At 76.1% G+C, this 14,521-nt stretch carries 14 protein-coding genes; 6 read left to right on the top strand and 8 right to left on the bottom strand.

Features of this window, described 5'->3' with window-relative positions:
- Positions 1–130: 130 nt before the first annotated feature.
- The 4 genes from DEF28_RS04780 (at position 131) to DEF28_RS04765 (ending at position 4,126) form a co-directional block, all read left to right on the top strand.
- Positions 131–454, top strand: coding sequence for a DMT family transporter (locus DEF28_RS04780; protein ID WP_114397409.1), 324 nt, complete (start codon positions 131–133; stop codon positions 452–454).
- A gap of 49 nt (positions 455–503) precedes the next feature.
- Positions 504–1,094 (top strand): TetR/AcrR family transcriptional regulator, encoded by a 591-nt coding sequence (locus tag DEF28_RS04775; RefSeq protein WP_114433301.1) that lies wholly within the window; start codon positions 504–506, stop codon positions 1,092–1,094.
- Between the two features lie 105 nt (positions 1,095–1,199).
- Positions 1,200–2,075 (top strand): alpha/beta hydrolase, encoded by an 876-nt coding sequence (locus DEF28_RS04770; RefSeq protein WP_233515095.1) that lies wholly within the window; start codon positions 1,200–1,202, stop codon positions 2,073–2,075.
- A gap of 749 nt (positions 2,076–2,824) precedes the next feature.
- On the top strand, positions 2,825–4,126 hold the full coding sequence (locus DEF28_RS04765; protein ID WP_114397408.1) for an MFS transporter: 1,302 nt from the start codon (positions 2,825–2,827) through the stop codon (positions 4,124–4,126).
- A 192-nt stretch (positions 4,127–4,318) separates the two neighbouring features.
- On the opposite strand, the gene DEF28_RS04760 is transcribed toward DEF28_RS04765, so the two are convergent.
- From DEF28_RS04760 to DEF28_RS04745, 4 genes are all read right to left on the bottom strand, one after another.
- Positions 4,319–5,305: a coiled-coil domain-containing protein gene (locus tag DEF28_RS04760; RefSeq protein ID WP_114397407.1), complete on the bottom strand. Its 987-nt coding sequence runs from the start codon at positions 5,303–5,305 to the stop codon at positions 4,319–4,321.
- Between the two features lie 191 nt (positions 5,306–5,496).
- The gene (gene def / locus DEF28_RS04755; protein ID WP_114397406.1) at positions 5,497–6,069 is read right to left on the bottom strand and encodes a peptide deformylase; all 573 of its coding nucleotides are present in this window, start codon (positions 6,067–6,069) and stop codon (positions 5,497–5,499) included.
- Positions 6,070–6,108: 39 nt separating this feature from the next.
- Positions 6,109–6,918, bottom strand: a complete 810-nt coding sequence (locus DEF28_RS04750; RefSeq protein ID WP_114397405.1) for a nucleotidyltransferase domain-containing protein — start codon at positions 6,916–6,918, stop codon at positions 6,109–6,111.
- 638 nt (positions 6,919–7,556) lie between these two features.
- Entirely contained in the window at positions 7,557–8,858 is a 1,302-nt protein-coding gene (locus DEF28_RS04745) for a hypothetical protein (protein WP_114397404.1), read from the bottom strand.
- Between the two features lie 716 nt (positions 8,859–9,574).
- Between DEF28_RS04745 and DEF28_RS04740 the strand changes: the two genes are divergently transcribed.
- Positions 9,575–10,255, top strand: coding sequence for a sirohydrochlorin chelatase (locus DEF28_RS04740; RefSeq protein ID WP_114397403.1), 681 nt, complete (start codon positions 9,575–9,577; stop codon positions 10,253–10,255).
- A 224-nt stretch (positions 10,256–10,479) separates the two neighbouring features.
- On the opposite strand, the gene DEF28_RS04735 is transcribed toward DEF28_RS04740, so the two are convergent.
- From DEF28_RS04735 to DEF28_RS04725, 3 genes are all read right to left on the bottom strand, one after another.
- Positions 10,480–10,839: an MmcQ/YjbR family DNA-binding protein gene (locus DEF28_RS04735; RefSeq protein WP_114397402.1), complete on the bottom strand. Its 360-nt coding sequence runs from the start codon at positions 10,837–10,839 to the stop codon at positions 10,480–10,482.
- Between the two features lie 222 nt (positions 10,840–11,061).
- Positions 11,062–11,706, bottom strand: coding sequence for a DUF305 domain-containing protein (locus DEF28_RS04730; RefSeq protein WP_233515094.1), 645 nt, complete (start codon positions 11,704–11,706; stop codon positions 11,062–11,064).
- A 114-nt stretch (positions 11,707–11,820) separates the two neighbouring features.
- On the bottom strand, positions 11,821–12,243 hold the full coding sequence (locus tag DEF28_RS04725; RefSeq protein ID WP_114397400.1) for a DUF6153 family protein: 423 nt from the start codon (positions 12,241–12,243) through the stop codon (positions 11,821–11,823).
- Positions 12,244–12,533: 290 nt separating this feature from the next.
- Between DEF28_RS04725 and DEF28_RS04720 the strand changes: the two genes are divergently transcribed.
- The gene (locus DEF28_RS04720; protein ID WP_114397399.1) at positions 12,534–13,454 is read left to right on the top strand and encodes an aminoglycoside phosphotransferase family protein; all 921 of its coding nucleotides are present in this window, start codon (positions 12,534–12,536) and stop codon (positions 13,452–13,454) included.
- Between the two features lie 350 nt (positions 13,455–13,804).
- On the opposite strand, the gene DEF28_RS04715 is transcribed toward DEF28_RS04720, so the two are convergent.
- Positions 13,805–14,491 (bottom strand): response regulator, encoded by a 687-nt coding sequence (locus DEF28_RS04715; protein WP_114397398.1) that lies wholly within the window; start codon positions 14,489–14,491, stop codon positions 13,805–13,807.
- Between the last annotated feature and the right edge of the window lie 30 nt (positions 14,492–14,521).

Genomic DNA, 14,521 nt, shown 5'->3' with positions numbered 1-14,521 from the left:
CGGTCCGGACCGCGGCCTGGCGCGGCGCGGCCGGTCTCCCACCGCTCGCCGGGGTGACCCGCCTGACATTGCCCCCCAAACCTGTACGGCCGTACATTCATGTACGACCGTACAAGGAATGGAGGTTGCCATGGCGTGGCTCCTGGTCGTCGTGGCCGGAATGCTGGAGACCGTCTTCGCCGTCGCCCTGAAGCTGAGCGCGGGCTTCACCCGGTTCTGGCCGACCGTCACGTTCGCCGCGGCGGCCGTGGCGTCGTTCACCCTGCTCTCGATCTCGCTGCGCACCCTGCCGGTGGGCAGCGCGTACGCCGTCTGGACCGGGATCGGGGCGGCGGGGACCGCCGTCTTCGGCATGATGTTCCTCGGCGACCCAGTACAGGTGCTGCGTGTCGTCTCGATCGTGCTCATCGTCGCCGGGGTCGTCGGCCTGCGGCTCGCGGGGGGTGGGCACTAGGACCCTCGGGCACGGCGTCCGGGAGGGGCCGGACGGGGAGGAGAGCGCGATGCCGGACCTGACGTCCCGTGGGGAGCGCCGCAGGGAGCAGCTCGTGGCGGCCGCCGCCGACATCCTCGCCGAGGAGGGGTTCGCGGGGGTGAGCCACCGCACGGTGGCGACCCGGGCCGGCGTGCCGCTGGGCTCCACCACCTACTACTTCGACTCGCTGGAGGACCTCGCCCGCCAGGCGCTGGGGCGCATGGGCGAGCGGTTCCTCACCCGGGCGCGCGCGCTGCTGGCCGACTTCCGCTCCCGGCCGGCCCCCGACGGCCTCGAACCGCTGGCCCGCCTCGTGGTCGACATGATCGGCTGGTCCGACGACACCCCCGGCCTGCCGCTGTTCTACGAGAGCTACGTCCAGGCCGGCCGCAACCCCGGTTACGCCGCGGCCGTCCGGGAGTGGAACGCCGGACTGGTGCGGCTGCTGCCGCCCGCCTTCGAGCACACCGGGCGCCGGCTCACCCCGGAGGACGCCCGGCTGCTCCTCGCGCTCTGCGACGGCCTGCTCGTCACGGCCCTCGCCGAGAACACCCCCGACCCGGCGGGCAGCGCCGCCCGCGCCCTCGCCGCCGCGCTGCCCCGGCTGCGCACCGGCTGACGCCGGTCCGGAGCCGGCCGTACCGGCGGAGGTGGTGCGGGCCCGCCGTGCCGGGGTCGGGACGGCACCCGTGCCGGCCACCGCCATGTCGGGCACCATGGAGGGGTGTCCGATGTCGCACGCACCACCCCCCGCCCCTCCACTCCGCCGCCCGCGCACCGGGAGCTCCTCACCACCTCCGACGGTGTGCGGCTGGACACCGTGCTGCTGCGCGGCCTCCGGCGCACCGACCGCGCCGTCGTCATGGCCAACGGCTTCACCGGGACCTGGCGCAGCCCGCACACCCGCATGATCGCGCGGCGACTGCTCGCGGTCGGCGACGTCCTGGCCTTCGACTTCCGCGGCCACCGCAGCTCCACCGGCGTGTGCACGGTGGGCGACCGGGAGGTGCACGACCTGGAGGCGGCGCTCGCGCACCTGCGCGGTCTGGGCTACACCCGCTTCGCCACGGTCGGCTTCTCCATGGGCGCCGCGGTGGCCGTCCGGCACGCCGCGATGTTCGGCGGGCCGGCCGCCGTCGTGGCGGTGAGCGGACCGAGCCGCTGGTACTACCGGGGTACCTCGCGGATGCGGCTGCTGCACTTCGGGATCGAGCGCCCGGCGGGGCGGCTCTTCCTGCGCCTGGTCCGCAAGGTCCGGGTCGTCGACCGCCACTGGGACCCCGTGCCGCCCGACCCCACCGAGAGCGCCGGCCGGGTGGCGCCCGCCGCGCTCCTGGTCGTGCACGGCGACGCCGACGCCTACTTCCCGCTGGAGCACGCGTACCGCGTCCACGAGGCGGCGCGCGAGCCCAGGGAGCTGTGGATCGAACCGGGCATGGGGCACGCCGAGCGCGCCGTCACGCCCGAACTCGCCGACCGCATCGCCGGATGGCTGGCCGGCCGGCTGGACGGGACCGCCGTCCCGCCGGCGACCGCGCCGGCCCAGGCGGAGGGCGCTCGGCCCGCCGACGCGGACGGGGCGGCACTGGGACCGGGCTGATCCGGCCAGCGGCCGGATCAGCCGCCGCCAGCGCCGGTTCGCCGCTCGCCCGGCCGGGGCGCGGGCCAGGGGTGTCGCGGAGCCCGTCGCACTCAGGACGGGCCGGCTCGCGGTGATCACCCCCCGCGGCAGCACGGAGCCGCACCGCGGTCCGCACGCTCCCGCGGCGTGCCCGGGCGGCGCCGAACGTCCGGGGCGCTTCGGCGCGCACCCGTCTGCCGGCGGGTGCGCGCCGCCATGTTCCCGTGGTTCAGCGGTGACCCGCGATCCACCCGTGCCGACGCAGAAGCAACAGCGACCATCCCCGGGCCGGCGGACCGGGTGGCCGTCCGCCAACGCGGCAGCCGGCCGGGCGGGTGCCCGCCGGTCGCGGGTTCGACTGACGACGGTGACCGGCATGCGACGGAGCGCGGGGTCAACCGGCTCGAACGCGACCGGGCGGTGGCCGCCCGCTCCGACGAGCACGCCGTGCGGTCCGAGGCCACCGCCGGGATCGCGGCCATCGGGGGACAGCGCCGCACCTCCCCGGCCGGGCGTGGCCGCCGGCACCGCCCGGAGCCGGGTCCGAGCCTGCGGAGCCGCGCCAGGGCGCGCGGCCGCGCGCCCTCGGATCGGGCCGCTCCACCACCGGCGGCCGGCGGCGCGGGCGGCCCGGTGCACCCCTGGAATTCCGGGCTCCGACGTGCGCGTCCGGGCGGCACCGGGCGCCGCGCGCCGCCGGAACCCCGCCCAGGGGATAGAAATGGGGGATGCGCCGTGTCACGCCGGAACCCCGCCCGCCCAGCGCCGATCGTCCCATCGTCGGGCCTTCGCACCCTTACGGCCTGCGGGGCCGCGCCTTCCGGCTGCTCGTCCTCGCCACCGTCGCGAGCTTCTGCGGCTACGTCCTGCTGCTGCCGGTCGTCCCCATGTGGGCCGCCCGCGGCGGAGCCGGCGCCCTGGGCGCCGGCGCGACCACGTCCGTGTTCATGCTCACCACGGTGGCCACCCAGGTGGCGATGCCCTGGCTGCTGGACCGCGGCGGCTACCGCCGGACGTTCCCGGCCGGCGCGCTGCTGCTCGGCCTGCCCACGCCGCTGTACGCCGTCACCGCCGACCTCGGACCGCTGATCGCGGTCTCCGCGGTGCGCGGGGTGGGCTTCGGCATGGTCAGCGTCGTGGGCGCCGCGCTGGCCGTCCGCATGGTGCGGCCCGACCAGGTGGGCCGGGCCAGCGGCGCCTACGGCCTCGCCGTCGGGCTGCCCAACCTGGTCTACCTGGCGTCCGGCGTGTGGCTGGCGCTCCAGGTCGGTTTCACCGCGGTGTTCTGGATCGCCGCCGTCACGCCGCTGGCCGGCGCCGTCGTCGCCGTCGTCCTCTGGCGCGTCGGCGGCGACGGCATGCCGCAGGAGGAGGCGCCGTCCGCCGGCGCGGACGCGGAGCCGGCGCCGGAGGACCGGCGGCGGATCCTGGCGGCCCTGGTCGCGCCGCTGACCGTCATGCTCGTACTGGCCGCCGCGTCGAGCGGCGTCGTCACCTTCCTGGCGATCCCGCTGGAGGAGACGCCGCGGGTGGCCACCGCGGCCCTGCTCGGCTACAGCGTCGCCCAGTTGGCGGTGCGCGGTGCGGCGGGCGCGCTCGCCGACCGGCGCGGCCGTCCCGTGGCGCTGCTGCCCAGCGTGGTCGGTGCGGTGGCCGGGCTGGCCCTGACGGCGTGGGCGCTGTGGCCGCTCGACACGGCCGGGTCCACCGGGTCCACCGGCGCGGCCGGCGCGGTGGCGGTCGTCGTCGGGGCGTCGCTGTTCGGCGCCGGGTTCGGCGGCGCCCAGAACGACACCCTGGTCGCGATGTTCCGCCGCGCCGGCCGGCGCGGGTACGGCACGGCGAGCGCCGCCTGGAACATCGGCTACGACGCCGGCACGGGTGCCGGCGCGGTGGTCCTCGGGCTCACGGTGCAGTCCCTCGGCTACGGGCCGGCGTTCGCCGCCGCGGCGGCGGCGTCCGCAGTGGTGCTGTCCCTGCCGGTCGTCCGGCGCGGCGCGCGTCCCGCTCCCGGTCGCCCGGGGACGTGACCGACGAGCGTCCTGCCGTCGGCGGCGGGTCCTGGCGGTCCCCCTCGGGACCGCGCACCGGGGCGCCGGGCGCGCGGACCTGGGCGGTCGGTTCCGCAGAGCGGCCGGCGGCTCCGGGCGGACGCCGAGTCCCGCCGGGCACCGACCCGGGGCGTGCCGCGCCGAGCCGTCCGGCCGGGCCCGACGCGTCCGCTAGAACGACGAGACGTGCACGTGGTCGTAGTGGTTCTGCGTGATGCTGCCCCGGTCCTCCATCTGCCGCCAGCCGGCGCCGGGGTTGCGGGAGTCCCAGATCCGCTGCTCCCAGATGACGTACATGACACCGAGCCGGTCGGCGTTCGCCCGGGCGTACTCCGCGATCTGGGTCCCGAGCTCCCGGTTGCCCGCCGAGGGGGAGGCGCCGCCCGCGCTCATCATGAAGTCGCACGCGCGGCCGGAGCCGTGCTCGCCCGGGTCGCCCGGGCGCAGGCAGCCGACGTCGTAGGGCGCGCCGAAGGTCATGATGATCTCGTCGCGGATCGCCGCCATGCGCGGTGTGGCGCCGTCGAAGCCCCATCCCTTCGCGCTCTCGGGGACGGTCCCGTTCCCGGAGCCGGCACCGGCGGCGGGCTCCGGGACCTGCTCGGCCTCGTAGCGCTCGATGCGCTCCAGGACCTCGTCGCGCTGCTCCTCCAGCTCGTCGACGAGCTCCTGTGCCTCGTCCAGCGCGGCGTCGGCCTCCTCGCTGGCCTGCTCGCGCTCCTCGCGCAGCTCGGTCAGCGCGAGCACGCGGGAGCTGTTGCTGTGGGAGACCTGCCCGATCACCGCGGCGTCCTCCAGCACGCTTTCGGGGGAGCCGCTGAGGGCGAGCTCGATGGCGGGGTCCAGGCCGGTGCCCTTGTACTGCGTCGCCGCGAACTGGCCGACGCTCGCACGGGCCTCCTCCAGCTCCTCCTCGACCTGGGCGAGCCGCGCGGCGGCCTTCTCGGCCGCCTCCTTGGCGTCGGTGTACTGCCGGAGTTCGCCGTCGTACTCGTCCTCCAGCTGCTCGGCCCGTTCGGTGAGCTCGTCGAGGCTGAGGTCGTCCTGCGGGTCGGCGTGGGCCGGCGCGGGCAGTGCGAGCAGGGCCGCGACGAGGAGTCCGGCGAGCGCGGTGGCGCGGCGCGCGGGAGGAGAGGAGGGAAGCAGGGGAGTATGCATGTGAGTCACCGGGATCGCTGTCGTGGACAGGCGTGGCCGCGCCTCGGGCAGCGGGGGGTGTGAACGGGGGGCCACATGATGCTGGGGCAGACCCTACGAGATCCGCCCGTTACCTGCCTAGTACTTGTCCGGAATTAATGGCGAAAGCGACATGGCGGGCAGTTCTGGCAAAGCGGACAGGGTGTGGTGGGTCACCGGGCACCGCCGAAGGCGCTGGGGAGCGCCCCCGTACCTCCCGTACCACCGGAGCCGCCGACACTCGGGGACTCGCGCAGGAACCACGCCGACTGCCGCACCTCGCGCATCGCGGCCCGCCGGTCGTCCCGCTCCAGCCGGTCGAGGTAGAGGACGCCGTCGAGGTGGTCGGTCTCGTGCTGGAGGCAGCGCGCCATGAGGCCGGAGCCGTGCAGCGTCACCGGCTCGTTGCGCAGGTCCACGCCCGTGACCACCGCGTGCTGCGCCCGCTTCGTCGGGTACCACAGGCCCGGCACGGACAGGCAGCCCTCGCCGTCGTCCTGGACCTCCTCGGAGAGCTCGGCGATCTCCGGGTTGATGACGTAGCCGATCCGCCCCTCGACGTTGTAGCTGAACACCCGCAGGCCGACCCCGATCTGGGTGGCCGCCACGCCGGCCCGGCCGGGCGCGTCCACGGTGTCGAGGAGGTCGCGGACCAGCGCCTCGGTGTGCTGGTCGAAGGTCGTGACGGGGGTGGTCGGCGCGGTGAGTACGGGGTCGCCGAAGTACACGATCGGGCGCATGGTCATGCCAGTCAGGGTAGCCGCGCCCGGACGCGGGGCACGCGGCTACGCCGGAGCCGGCCGCAGGGCGTCGTCCAGCACCATCTCGATGTAGTCCAGCGCGGCCCGGCGGCGTTCCAGCGTGCTCCGGTACAGCGACGGCAGCCGGGAGTCGCGGCGGATGCGCAGGCACTCGTTGACGATGCGGTCCCAGTGCTCGGGGAAGGCGTGCAGCGCGTAGAAGCCGGCGCCCGACTTCGAGGTGATCTCGCCCGTGCGCAGCGTGAAGTGCAGGCGGCTGACGCTGAGGACGCTCCAGGAGGGGGCCAGCGAGCCGAGCGCCGCCAGGCCGCGCGGCGTCACCAGCCGGCCGGCCTTCGCCCGCCAGCGCCGCCAGTGCTCGTCGAGACTGCCGAACGACCAGGCGCGCAGCCCCTCGCGCTCGTCCCACACGTCCAACTCGACCGGCAGCGGACCGCGCACCGGCACGCCCTTCTCGGCCAGTACGTGCCAGGTGACCGGGTTCACGTCGGCCCCGGCGCGGTCGCGGAAGCGGCCGCCGATGACCGAGGCCACCGGACCGCACGCGCCCGGGTCCTCGACCAGGTCCTCCCAGGTCACGTGGATGCCGTTGAACTGCGGCCGGGGGAACCGGGAGCGCATCCGCGCGTGCACCCGGCGCAGCGCCGTGCGGTCGGCGTCGGTGAGCCGGTGGCCCGTCACCACGACGAAGTCGACGTCGCTGGAGTGCGGACGGTAGTCGCCCAGGGCCACCGAGCCGGTGAGGTACAGCCCCTCCACCAGCCCCGGAGCCTCGGTATCCACATCGTGCAGGAAAGTCTCGGCCACGGCCCGCACCTGCGGATGGACAGCCATCTGGTCTCCCGTCTGGTCCGCGTTCCGGCGCGGACGTGTAGTGGGCTTGTGCGCGACGGCGGTCTCTCGCCCGGCCGGCGGGCGAGGGTGCCGCCGCGTGCAGCGGGCGGGCGACCGCCGACGGGGACGACGGTACCGCCGTGCACCCCCGAGACGGACGGTGTGGCGCCGCCATGTCCCCGTGACTCCCAAGTCTGGAAGCTCGGCCCCGTCCAAGGCAAGTGATGCCCGGCGAGCTTCGCCCTGTCACCCCACGTCATGGGCGATGGGATGTGCGCGCATGGTGGTGCCTGCACCCTTGACACGTGTCGGCGGCGGCCACTGGGGCCGGGGCGGGATCAGGGCGGGCTCAGGGGGCCGCCAGGGACGATCCCGGACGCCGGACCGCCCGCGCGGCCGCCATCATGGAGCGCGACGGGACCCAGGCACGGCGGCCGGAACGATCACGCCGCCGGCGCCGTTGGGGGAGTGAGACCGTCGCGGCCACACCGGCCGCGGGGACGCGGACGGCCGGTGCCCCGCCCTCCGTAGACACGCGGGCGCTGGGGCGGGACCACCGGCCGTCCCAGACATGCGGCCGCGTGGTGCGCGCGGACCGCGGCCCCGCGCCACGGGACGCCATCACGCTCGCACACCGGTCACCCGTTCGACAACACCTCGGCCGCCGCCAGCAGTTCGGCGGTCCGCTCCGGCCAGTGCGGGTCCCGGTGGCGGAAGGGGCGCACCGCGCGGCGCAGCAGCGCGCCCGCCGTGCGTGCCGCAAGGGCGCGGCACGCGGCGGTACCGCCGCGCGGTGCCGCGGCGAGGTAGCCGTCGAGCAGCGGACCCAGCACCCGCTCCAGCGGCGCGCCCGCCGGGACGCGGCCGGCCGCGATCTCGCCGGCGGCGAACTCGGCCAGGTCCTCGGCCGGATGCGTCACGCGGACCCGCTCCAGGTGCAGCGGCGACAGGCGTTCACCAGCCGCGAGCCGGTCGGCGGAGAAGGCCCCGGGGGACAGCACCGGCGGATCCCCGGCGCGGTCCGCCCGCTCGACGGCCGCCCGGGCGGCGCCGGCCACCGCGGCGGCCCGCTCCGCCAGGTCCGGCAGCAGCGCGGCCACCGCGCGGGCGGCCGCGGCGGTGTCCGGAGCCGGGCCCGGTCCGGGCAGCTCCCGGGGCGGCGCGACCGCGTGGATCCGGGCCAGCAGTGCGCCGGCGGCGGCGAGGGCGTCGGCGCTCGCGGGGTCCGCGGCGGCCAGCAGGTCGGCGAGCGTGCCACCGGGCACCCAGCGGGTGGCGAGCACGCCGTACCTGCTGACGCGGCCGATGTCGGGTACGGGCACCCCGGCGGCGGCCAGCGCCAGGTGTGCGGCCACGTTCACGCCTCCGGCGCGGCAGCGCACCGCGTACCCCGGCCGGCCGTCGGCGTCCTCCGCGCGGCCGGTCCAGCGCCGACCCGGTTCGTGCCGCAGCGTGCGGACCCGCCCGCCGGGGAGCGGGGCGAAGGCGCCGGCGGCCGAGGTGAAGTGCCGCAGCGCCGGCAGGTCCGGGTCGGCGGCGGCCGCGGTGGCGGTCAGTCCATGCTCCGGATCCGCCAGCGTCCCCGGCCAGCCGGGATCGTCGAGTTCGCCGGTGTCCAGGGCACCGGGCGCCGAGGGCGCGGGACGCGGCCGCGCCTCCCCGGCCGGCGGTTCGGGAAGGCCGCTGTCGGCGGGGTGCGCCGTGAGCACCGCCCGCCTGGTCCGGTCGGCGTACTCCAGCACCGCGGCGGCCCGCGCAGGGCGCCCTGGGCCACCGGGGAGGTAGTCGAGCAGGTCGACCCGGACGCGCATCGGAGGCTCGGCGCCGGCGGGGAGCAGCGCCGCGAGGCGCTCCCGCAGCGCGTCCGGGTCGAGAAGCGTGCGCAGCGAGGGCAGTCCGGGATCACGGTCGGTCAGGGCGGCGTCGGCGGTCGGCAGCACCGGTCATCCTCCTCGTCAGGGCGGACGGTACCTACCCGCCCGGGGCGCCGTCCAGGCACGCCCGCCCGCCAGGCACGCCCGCCCGCCAGGCACGCCCGCCCGCCAGGCGCGCGGCGGCCGGGCGCACTCTGCCGGGCCGCGGCCGCGCGCCCGCCCCCGGTCGGCGGCCGGGAATTCCCCGGCCCGGCCTTCCGCGCAGCGGCCGCACCCGGCATCGGCGGAAACGGAGGAAACTGACCGCCGCCGTCTCGCGAACGGTGATTCCTGCCGGCTGTGCGTTATTTTCTCCCGGAATCCGGGTATTTTCGAATCCCTGGCAAATGTCGAGGAATTATCGAATTCGAAGCTCGTGGATTTTCTCTAGAGAAGTTGGAAGCAGTGTCCGTGGGGTGCCGGAGATCCGTGCGGCCGGACTGCACGCCTCGATGCGGCGGCGGTGCCAGTGACGGCGGTAACAGCGGCGCGCTATGGCGGGAGGAAACCCGCCCGGATACGATTGGCCCCGTGAGGGCGTAGGGGCTGGTCATGTCGACGAAGATTTCCCCCCATCCGCCTGTGGCGCCGAATCGGCGATCTTTACCGGAGTATTTCCCGGTGCGGCCACTGTCATTGGTTGCTGTTCTCGCGTGTGTAACACGAGGTCACCGCGGTGAAATCCGTGATCTTTACACTGCCTCACACCGGGCAGACGCTCAGGCGATTCTAAGGAGACGGACATGGTCCCCACGATGATGCTGGCAGCCGACAGCTCGCGCGACGCGCACCGGGCGGAGGCCCTGCGCGGCCTCGCCGACGCGGTGACCCGGCGGGGAGAGGCCCCGGTCGTCTCGTCCTTCGGCTCCGCCGACGATCTCCGGTCCGCGGTCGAGGCGGTCGAAGGACCGCTCGTCGTCGTCCCCGCCTACCTGGCCGGCAGTGACCGTGCCAGCGCGGAGCTGCTCGCCGGCCTGGACCTCGACCACCGGTTCGACGCCTGCACCACGGCGCCGCTGGGCGCGGTCCCCTCCATCGTCGGCAGCCTCGCCCGCCGCCTCCAGCAGGCCGGATGGCGGCCCGGCGACGGCGTGGTGCTCGCCGCGGACGGGACCTCCGACCAGGACGAGCGCCACCAGCTCACCTCGGTGGCGCGCATGCTCAGCCGCCGGGTGCAGTCGCCCGTGCAGGTCGGCTACCTCAGCGCGTGGGCGCCGTCGGTCACCGACGCCGTGGAGCGGCTGCGGCGCCGGGGCCAGGACCGGGTCTGCGTCGCGGCCTGGCAGCTGGTCGAGGGCGAGGGGCACGGACGCCTGCGCGACCTCGACGCCACGGCCGTCACCGCTCCGCTGTGGCCGGCCGGCGTGGTGGTCGACACCCTGCTCGCCCAGCACCGCGCGGCGACCGCGCGGCTGGCCGCCTAGCGGAGGCCGCGCGACGCCGCGGGCGGCGGGCCGTCCGCGCGGCCGCTCCCCCGGCGGGCCCACCACCAGGTACGGCCGGGCGGGGCGGAGGCCCGCGCGGTTCGCTGCGGCCGGGCCCTCCGAGGACGCCCACACCCGGCTCGGGCCGGCGGGCCTCCTCCGGGCCGGAGGCACACCGGCCGAGGCAGGCGGCTCGGACGGGACCCCACCCAGCCGCGCCCGGGTCAGCCCCGGACGAGGGAGGCCGGGGTGGGGAGGTCGGCGAGCAGGTCCTCGGGCGCCGTGAGCCGCCATGCCTCCAGCACGAGCTCGCTCAGCTCGTCCAGCTCGATTCCGTCCAGGTGCACCACGACCCAGCCGAAGCCGCCCGAGGTGAACTGGACCTCGAAGACCTCCGGCCGCTCAGCCACCAGGGCGAGCTGCTCGGACAGCGTCTGCTTCAGGCCCACGGTCCGCGTGCGCGGCCACAGGTACCCGAACTTCCTGTCGTGCACGCTGAACGACGTGTACCGGTCCGTCTCCTGGTGCTCGGTCTCCGGCAGCGCGTCCACCAGCCGGAGGAACCGCGTGATCTCAACACCCATGACGTGAGATAACCACATATCGGGCGACTGTGGTGCGGTGGGCTCCGCTCGCCGTCCGGAGGGGCGGTAGCCACCGCCCCGGCAAGCGCACCGCCCCGGCCCGCGGGCGCCGTTCGGGACCGCGGCCATCGAGCGCCGGCAGCCGGGGCCGCACCCCCGCCCAGCGGGGCGCGGGCGCCGGCCGGAAGCCGGCACCCGCACCGCCGCGGGGCCGCGCGGCGGTCAGTGGCCGCCGTGTCCACCGTCCGAACCGGTACCGGCCGACGGCGAGCCGCCGAGCATCGCGGTCATCTGCGCGATCTCCGCGCGCTGGTCCTCGACGACCTGCTCGGCGAGGGCGACGGCCTCCGGGTTCTCACCGCCGTCGATCTCCGTCTCGGCCATCTCGATGGCGCCCTCGTGGTGGGCGATCATCAGCTCCAGGAAGCGCTGGTCGAAGGCGTCGCCGGTGGCCGACTCCAGGTCGGCCATGTCCTCGTCGCTCATCATCCCCGGCATCCCGTGGTCCATGGAGCCGCTCTCGGGCTCCTCCCCCCACGCTTCCAGCATCGATTCGAGCTGCTCGATCTCCGGGCCCTGGGCCGCCTCGATCGCCCCGGCGAGCTCCGCCACGCCGTCGCCGGCCCGCCCCTCGGCCAGCCGGGCCATCTCCACGGCCTGCTCGTGGTGCGGGATCATCATCTGGGCGAACATCACGTCGGCGTCGTTGTGCCGGGCGCTGGCCTGCTCCGACGCGCTCGCGGTCGGCTCCGCGGCGGGGGCGTCGCCATCAGCGGCGCAGCCGGTGAGGAGCAGCGCCGCGGTGAGGGCGGCGGGCAGCAGCACACGGGCGGTGGTGGAACCGGGCATGGAGCTGGATACGGACATGGAAGGTCCCCTTCCTCGACAGGTGGGATCCGCGCACGGCGCGACGGCGCCGGGCGGATGGATCGATCGCCGTGGGGAGCGCGGGCGCGGAAGCGCCGGCGCTCCGGAGGGCATCTAGATCCGCAGCACCTGGAGGCGGGAGAGGGACGGCGGGCGCGGCGGCGACTCGTCGGGCGCGGGACGGCGGCGGACGCGCGCCCGCGCCCGGGCGGCGGTGCCCGGCCAGCGCGGCAGCGCCGCGGCGGCCACCCCGAGCAGGGCGAGCACGAGCCCGCCGACGGCCAGGCAGACCGCGGTGGGGTCCATCGGCGGCGGCGAGTCGGATCCGCTGTCCGGACCGTCCATGGCGGTGCGCGCCGTGGACGGCTCCGCGTGGTCGGCCGCGGGCACGGACACCGCCGCCGCGGCCCGGTGCTCCTCGGGGTGCGGGTGGCCGAGCGTGTGCATGCCCGCCACACCGGTCAGTACGCACAGCAGCAGCAGCGCACGCGCCCACGTCCACGGGGCGGTGCGCCGCCGACGGCGTACTGAGAACATCACGTCCCCAGGGTAAATGCCCCGCGGGGGTATAGAGACCCGCCCCCACCGGGTAGGGGAAGGGGGTCATCCTCGCAACCGGACCGCCGGTGGACGTCGGCGTCGCTCCGCTCCGGGGCGGCCTCCGCGGCCGGGCGCCTCCGGCGCCGGCGGGCCGGGACGGTCCACGAGCCGGTATGCGAGTGATCCGCGGCGTGAGGAGAGCGCGTGAAGCATCGGCGATACAGGGCTCGGCCCCGGCGGGAGCCGGATGGCGGGCCGGCCCGGGTCCGGAGGCGCGGGGTGGCCACATGAGCGGTGTCCTGACGGATCTGGTGGACGACGTCCAGCGCGAACGGCTGGTCCGGCGGTTCGGATGCAAGGCGCGGAACTGGCTCTCCGGCCTCCCCGCCCTGGTGGACGAGCTGGCGGATGACTGGAAACTCACCGTCACCGGCCCCGCGCCGCACGGGCGGACGTCGGTGGTGATGTTCGTCCGGCGGGCCGACGGCACCGCGGCCGTGCTGAAGGTCGGTCCCGACCCCGCCCTCCTCGCCACGGAGGCGTGCACGCTCGGACTGTGGGAGGCCACCGGCCGGGTACCCGCCGTGTGGGAGGTCGACAAGCGGCGCGGCGGGCTGCTCCTGGAGGCGATCGAGCCCGGCGAGCACGTGGCGGACATGGATCCCGCACCCGCGCTGGAGGAGGTCGCCGCGCTCATCCGGGACCTGCACACCGCCCGCCTCCCCGAGCACAAGGTGTCGCGCCTGCACCCGTTGCAGAGCCGCGTCAACTTCCTCTACGACCTGTGGGAGCACCGCCGCGCCGAGGGGCGCGCGGCCGATCTCGTTCCCGCCGTGCTGCTGCACCACGGCCACGCGCGCGCCCGCGCGCTCACGGCGAACGAGGACAACGTCGTGGCACTGCACGGCGACCTGCACCCGCACAACGTCCTGAACGGCGGCCCGCGCCGCGGACTGGTGGCGATCGATCCCCGGGCCTGCCTCGGCGACGCGGCGGTCGACGCGGTGGAGTGGGTCCTCTGGCAGGCGGGCTCGCGCGAGGAGGTCGACCGCCGCATCTCCGTGCTCGCGCCGGCCATCGGCAGCTCCCCGGCGCGGCTGCTGGGGTGGTGCCGCGCGGCCGCGCCGATCCACGCCGTCGCCCGCGCCAACCGCGGCGAGGCCGGCGGGGCGGACTTCGAGGTCCTGATGAGCCTCGCGGCCTGCTGAACGGGGTAGCGCGGGGTGCCGGCACCGGCGCGGACGACCGGCGCGGACGACCGGCGCGGCCGCCCGCGCCCGCGTCGGGCCCCGCCGCCCGCCCCCGGTCAGGAGGACGGCGGTCGGCCCGCCGGCTCCCCGGGGGGCCGTGCGGCGGGCCCCTGCCCCCAAGCCCGGGGGCGGCCCATCGGCCGCGGGGATCGGGGCCTCGGCGCGGTGCGGCTCGCGCGCCGGGCCAGCGAGGACGGCCGTATCACGCGTGCGGACCGGCGGCGCGGCGGCGGTGCTCGACGTCCGGCCGGAGCGGCCGCCGTCCCGCCCCGCCGCCTGCGGGCCGAAGGCGCCGGTACCGCGCACCGTCACGGTGTTCGCGGTCCCGCCTCGAAGCGGTAGCCCATCCCCGCCTCGGTGATGAGGTACACGGGGTGCGCGGGGTCCGGTTCCAGCTTGCGGCGGAGCTGGGCCAGGTAGACGCGCAGGTAGTTGGTCTCGCTCTGGTAGGCGGGCCCCCACACATCGTGCAGGAGCTGGCGCTGGCTGACCAGGCGGCCGGCGTTGCGGACCAGGATCTCCAGGATGTGCCACTCCGTGGGGGTGAGCCGCACCTCGGCGTCGTCCCGGGAGACCCGCTTCGCGCCCAAGTCCACCGTGAACGCCGGCGTGCGCACCACGGGCGCCTCCTCGACGCGGACCGCGCGGCGGGCGGCGGCGCGCAGGCGGGCGAGCAGTTCGTCCATGCCGAAGGGCTTGGTGACGTAGTCGTCGGCGCCCGCGTCCAGCGCCTGCACCTTCTCCGACGAGGAGTGCCGCGCGGAGAGCACGATGATGGGCACCGCCGTCCAGCCGCGCAGTCCCTCGATCACCTCGACGCCCTCCATGTCCGGCAGCCCCAGGTCGAGCAGGACGATGTCGGGGGAGTGCTTGGCCGCCGCCGCCAGCGCCGAGGCGCCGTCCGGCGCGATGTCCACGTCGTAGCCGCGCGCCCGCAGGTTGATCCGCATGGCCCGCAGGATCTGCGCATCGTCGTCAACGACCAGTACCCGCATCCGCCACCCCGGTCTCCGCTCGCTTCCGGC

This window comes from Marinitenerispora sediminis (assembly GCF_003336425.1).
GTDB classification, from domain to species: Bacteria; Actinomycetota; Actinomycetes; order Streptosporangiales; family Streptosporangiaceae; genus Marinitenerispora; species Marinitenerispora sediminis.
The sequence above is the reverse complement of the archived record's forward strand: the minus strand, read 5'-3'. Positions and strand labels throughout refer to the sequence as shown.

Coding starts and splice junctions, on each gene's coding strand:
- DEF28_RS04735 (WP_114397402.1), bottom strand. CDS start 10,839: ATGGGTGTTGAGATCACGCGGTTCCTCCGGCTGGTGGACGCGCTGCCG.
- DEF28_RS04725 (WP_114397400.1), bottom strand. CDS start 12,243: ATGTTCTCAGTACGCCGTCGGCGGCGCACCGCCCCGTGGACGTGGGCG.
- DEF28_RS04765 (WP_114397408.1), top strand. CDS start 2,825: ATGCGCCGTGTCACGCCGGAACCCCGCCCGCCCAGCGCCGATCGTCCC.
- DEF28_RS04715 (WP_114397398.1), bottom strand. CDS start 14,491: ATGCGGGTACTGGTCGTTGACGACGATGCGCAGATCCTGCGGGCCATG.
- def (WP_114397406.1), bottom strand. CDS start 6,069: ATGACCATGCGCCCGATCGTGTACTTCGGCGACCCCGTACTCACCGCG.
- DEF28_RS04740 (WP_114397403.1), top strand. CDS start 9,575: ATGGTCCCCACGATGATGCTGGCAGCCGACAGCTCGCGCGACGCGCAC.
- DEF28_RS04760 (WP_114397407.1), bottom strand. CDS start 5,305: ATGCATACTCCCCTGCTTCCCTCCTCTCCTCCCGCGCGCCGCGCCACC.
- DEF28_RS04780 (WP_114397409.1), top strand. CDS start 131: ATGGCGTGGCTCCTGGTCGTCGTGGCCGGAATGCTGGAGACCGTCTTC.
- DEF28_RS04730 (WP_233515094.1), bottom strand. CDS start 11,706: ATGTCCGTATCCAGCTCCATGCCCGGTTCCACCACCGCCCGTGTGCTG.
- DEF28_RS04775 (WP_114433301.1), top strand. CDS start 504: ATGCCGGACCTGACGTCCCGTGGGGAGCGCCGCAGGGAGCAGCTCGTG.
- DEF28_RS04720 (WP_114397399.1), top strand. CDS start 12,534: ATGAGCGGTGTCCTGACGGATCTGGTGGACGACGTCCAGCGCGAACGG.
- DEF28_RS04750 (WP_114397405.1), bottom strand. CDS start 6,918: ATGGCTGTCCATCCGCAGGTGCGGGCCGTGGCCGAGACTTTCCTGCAC.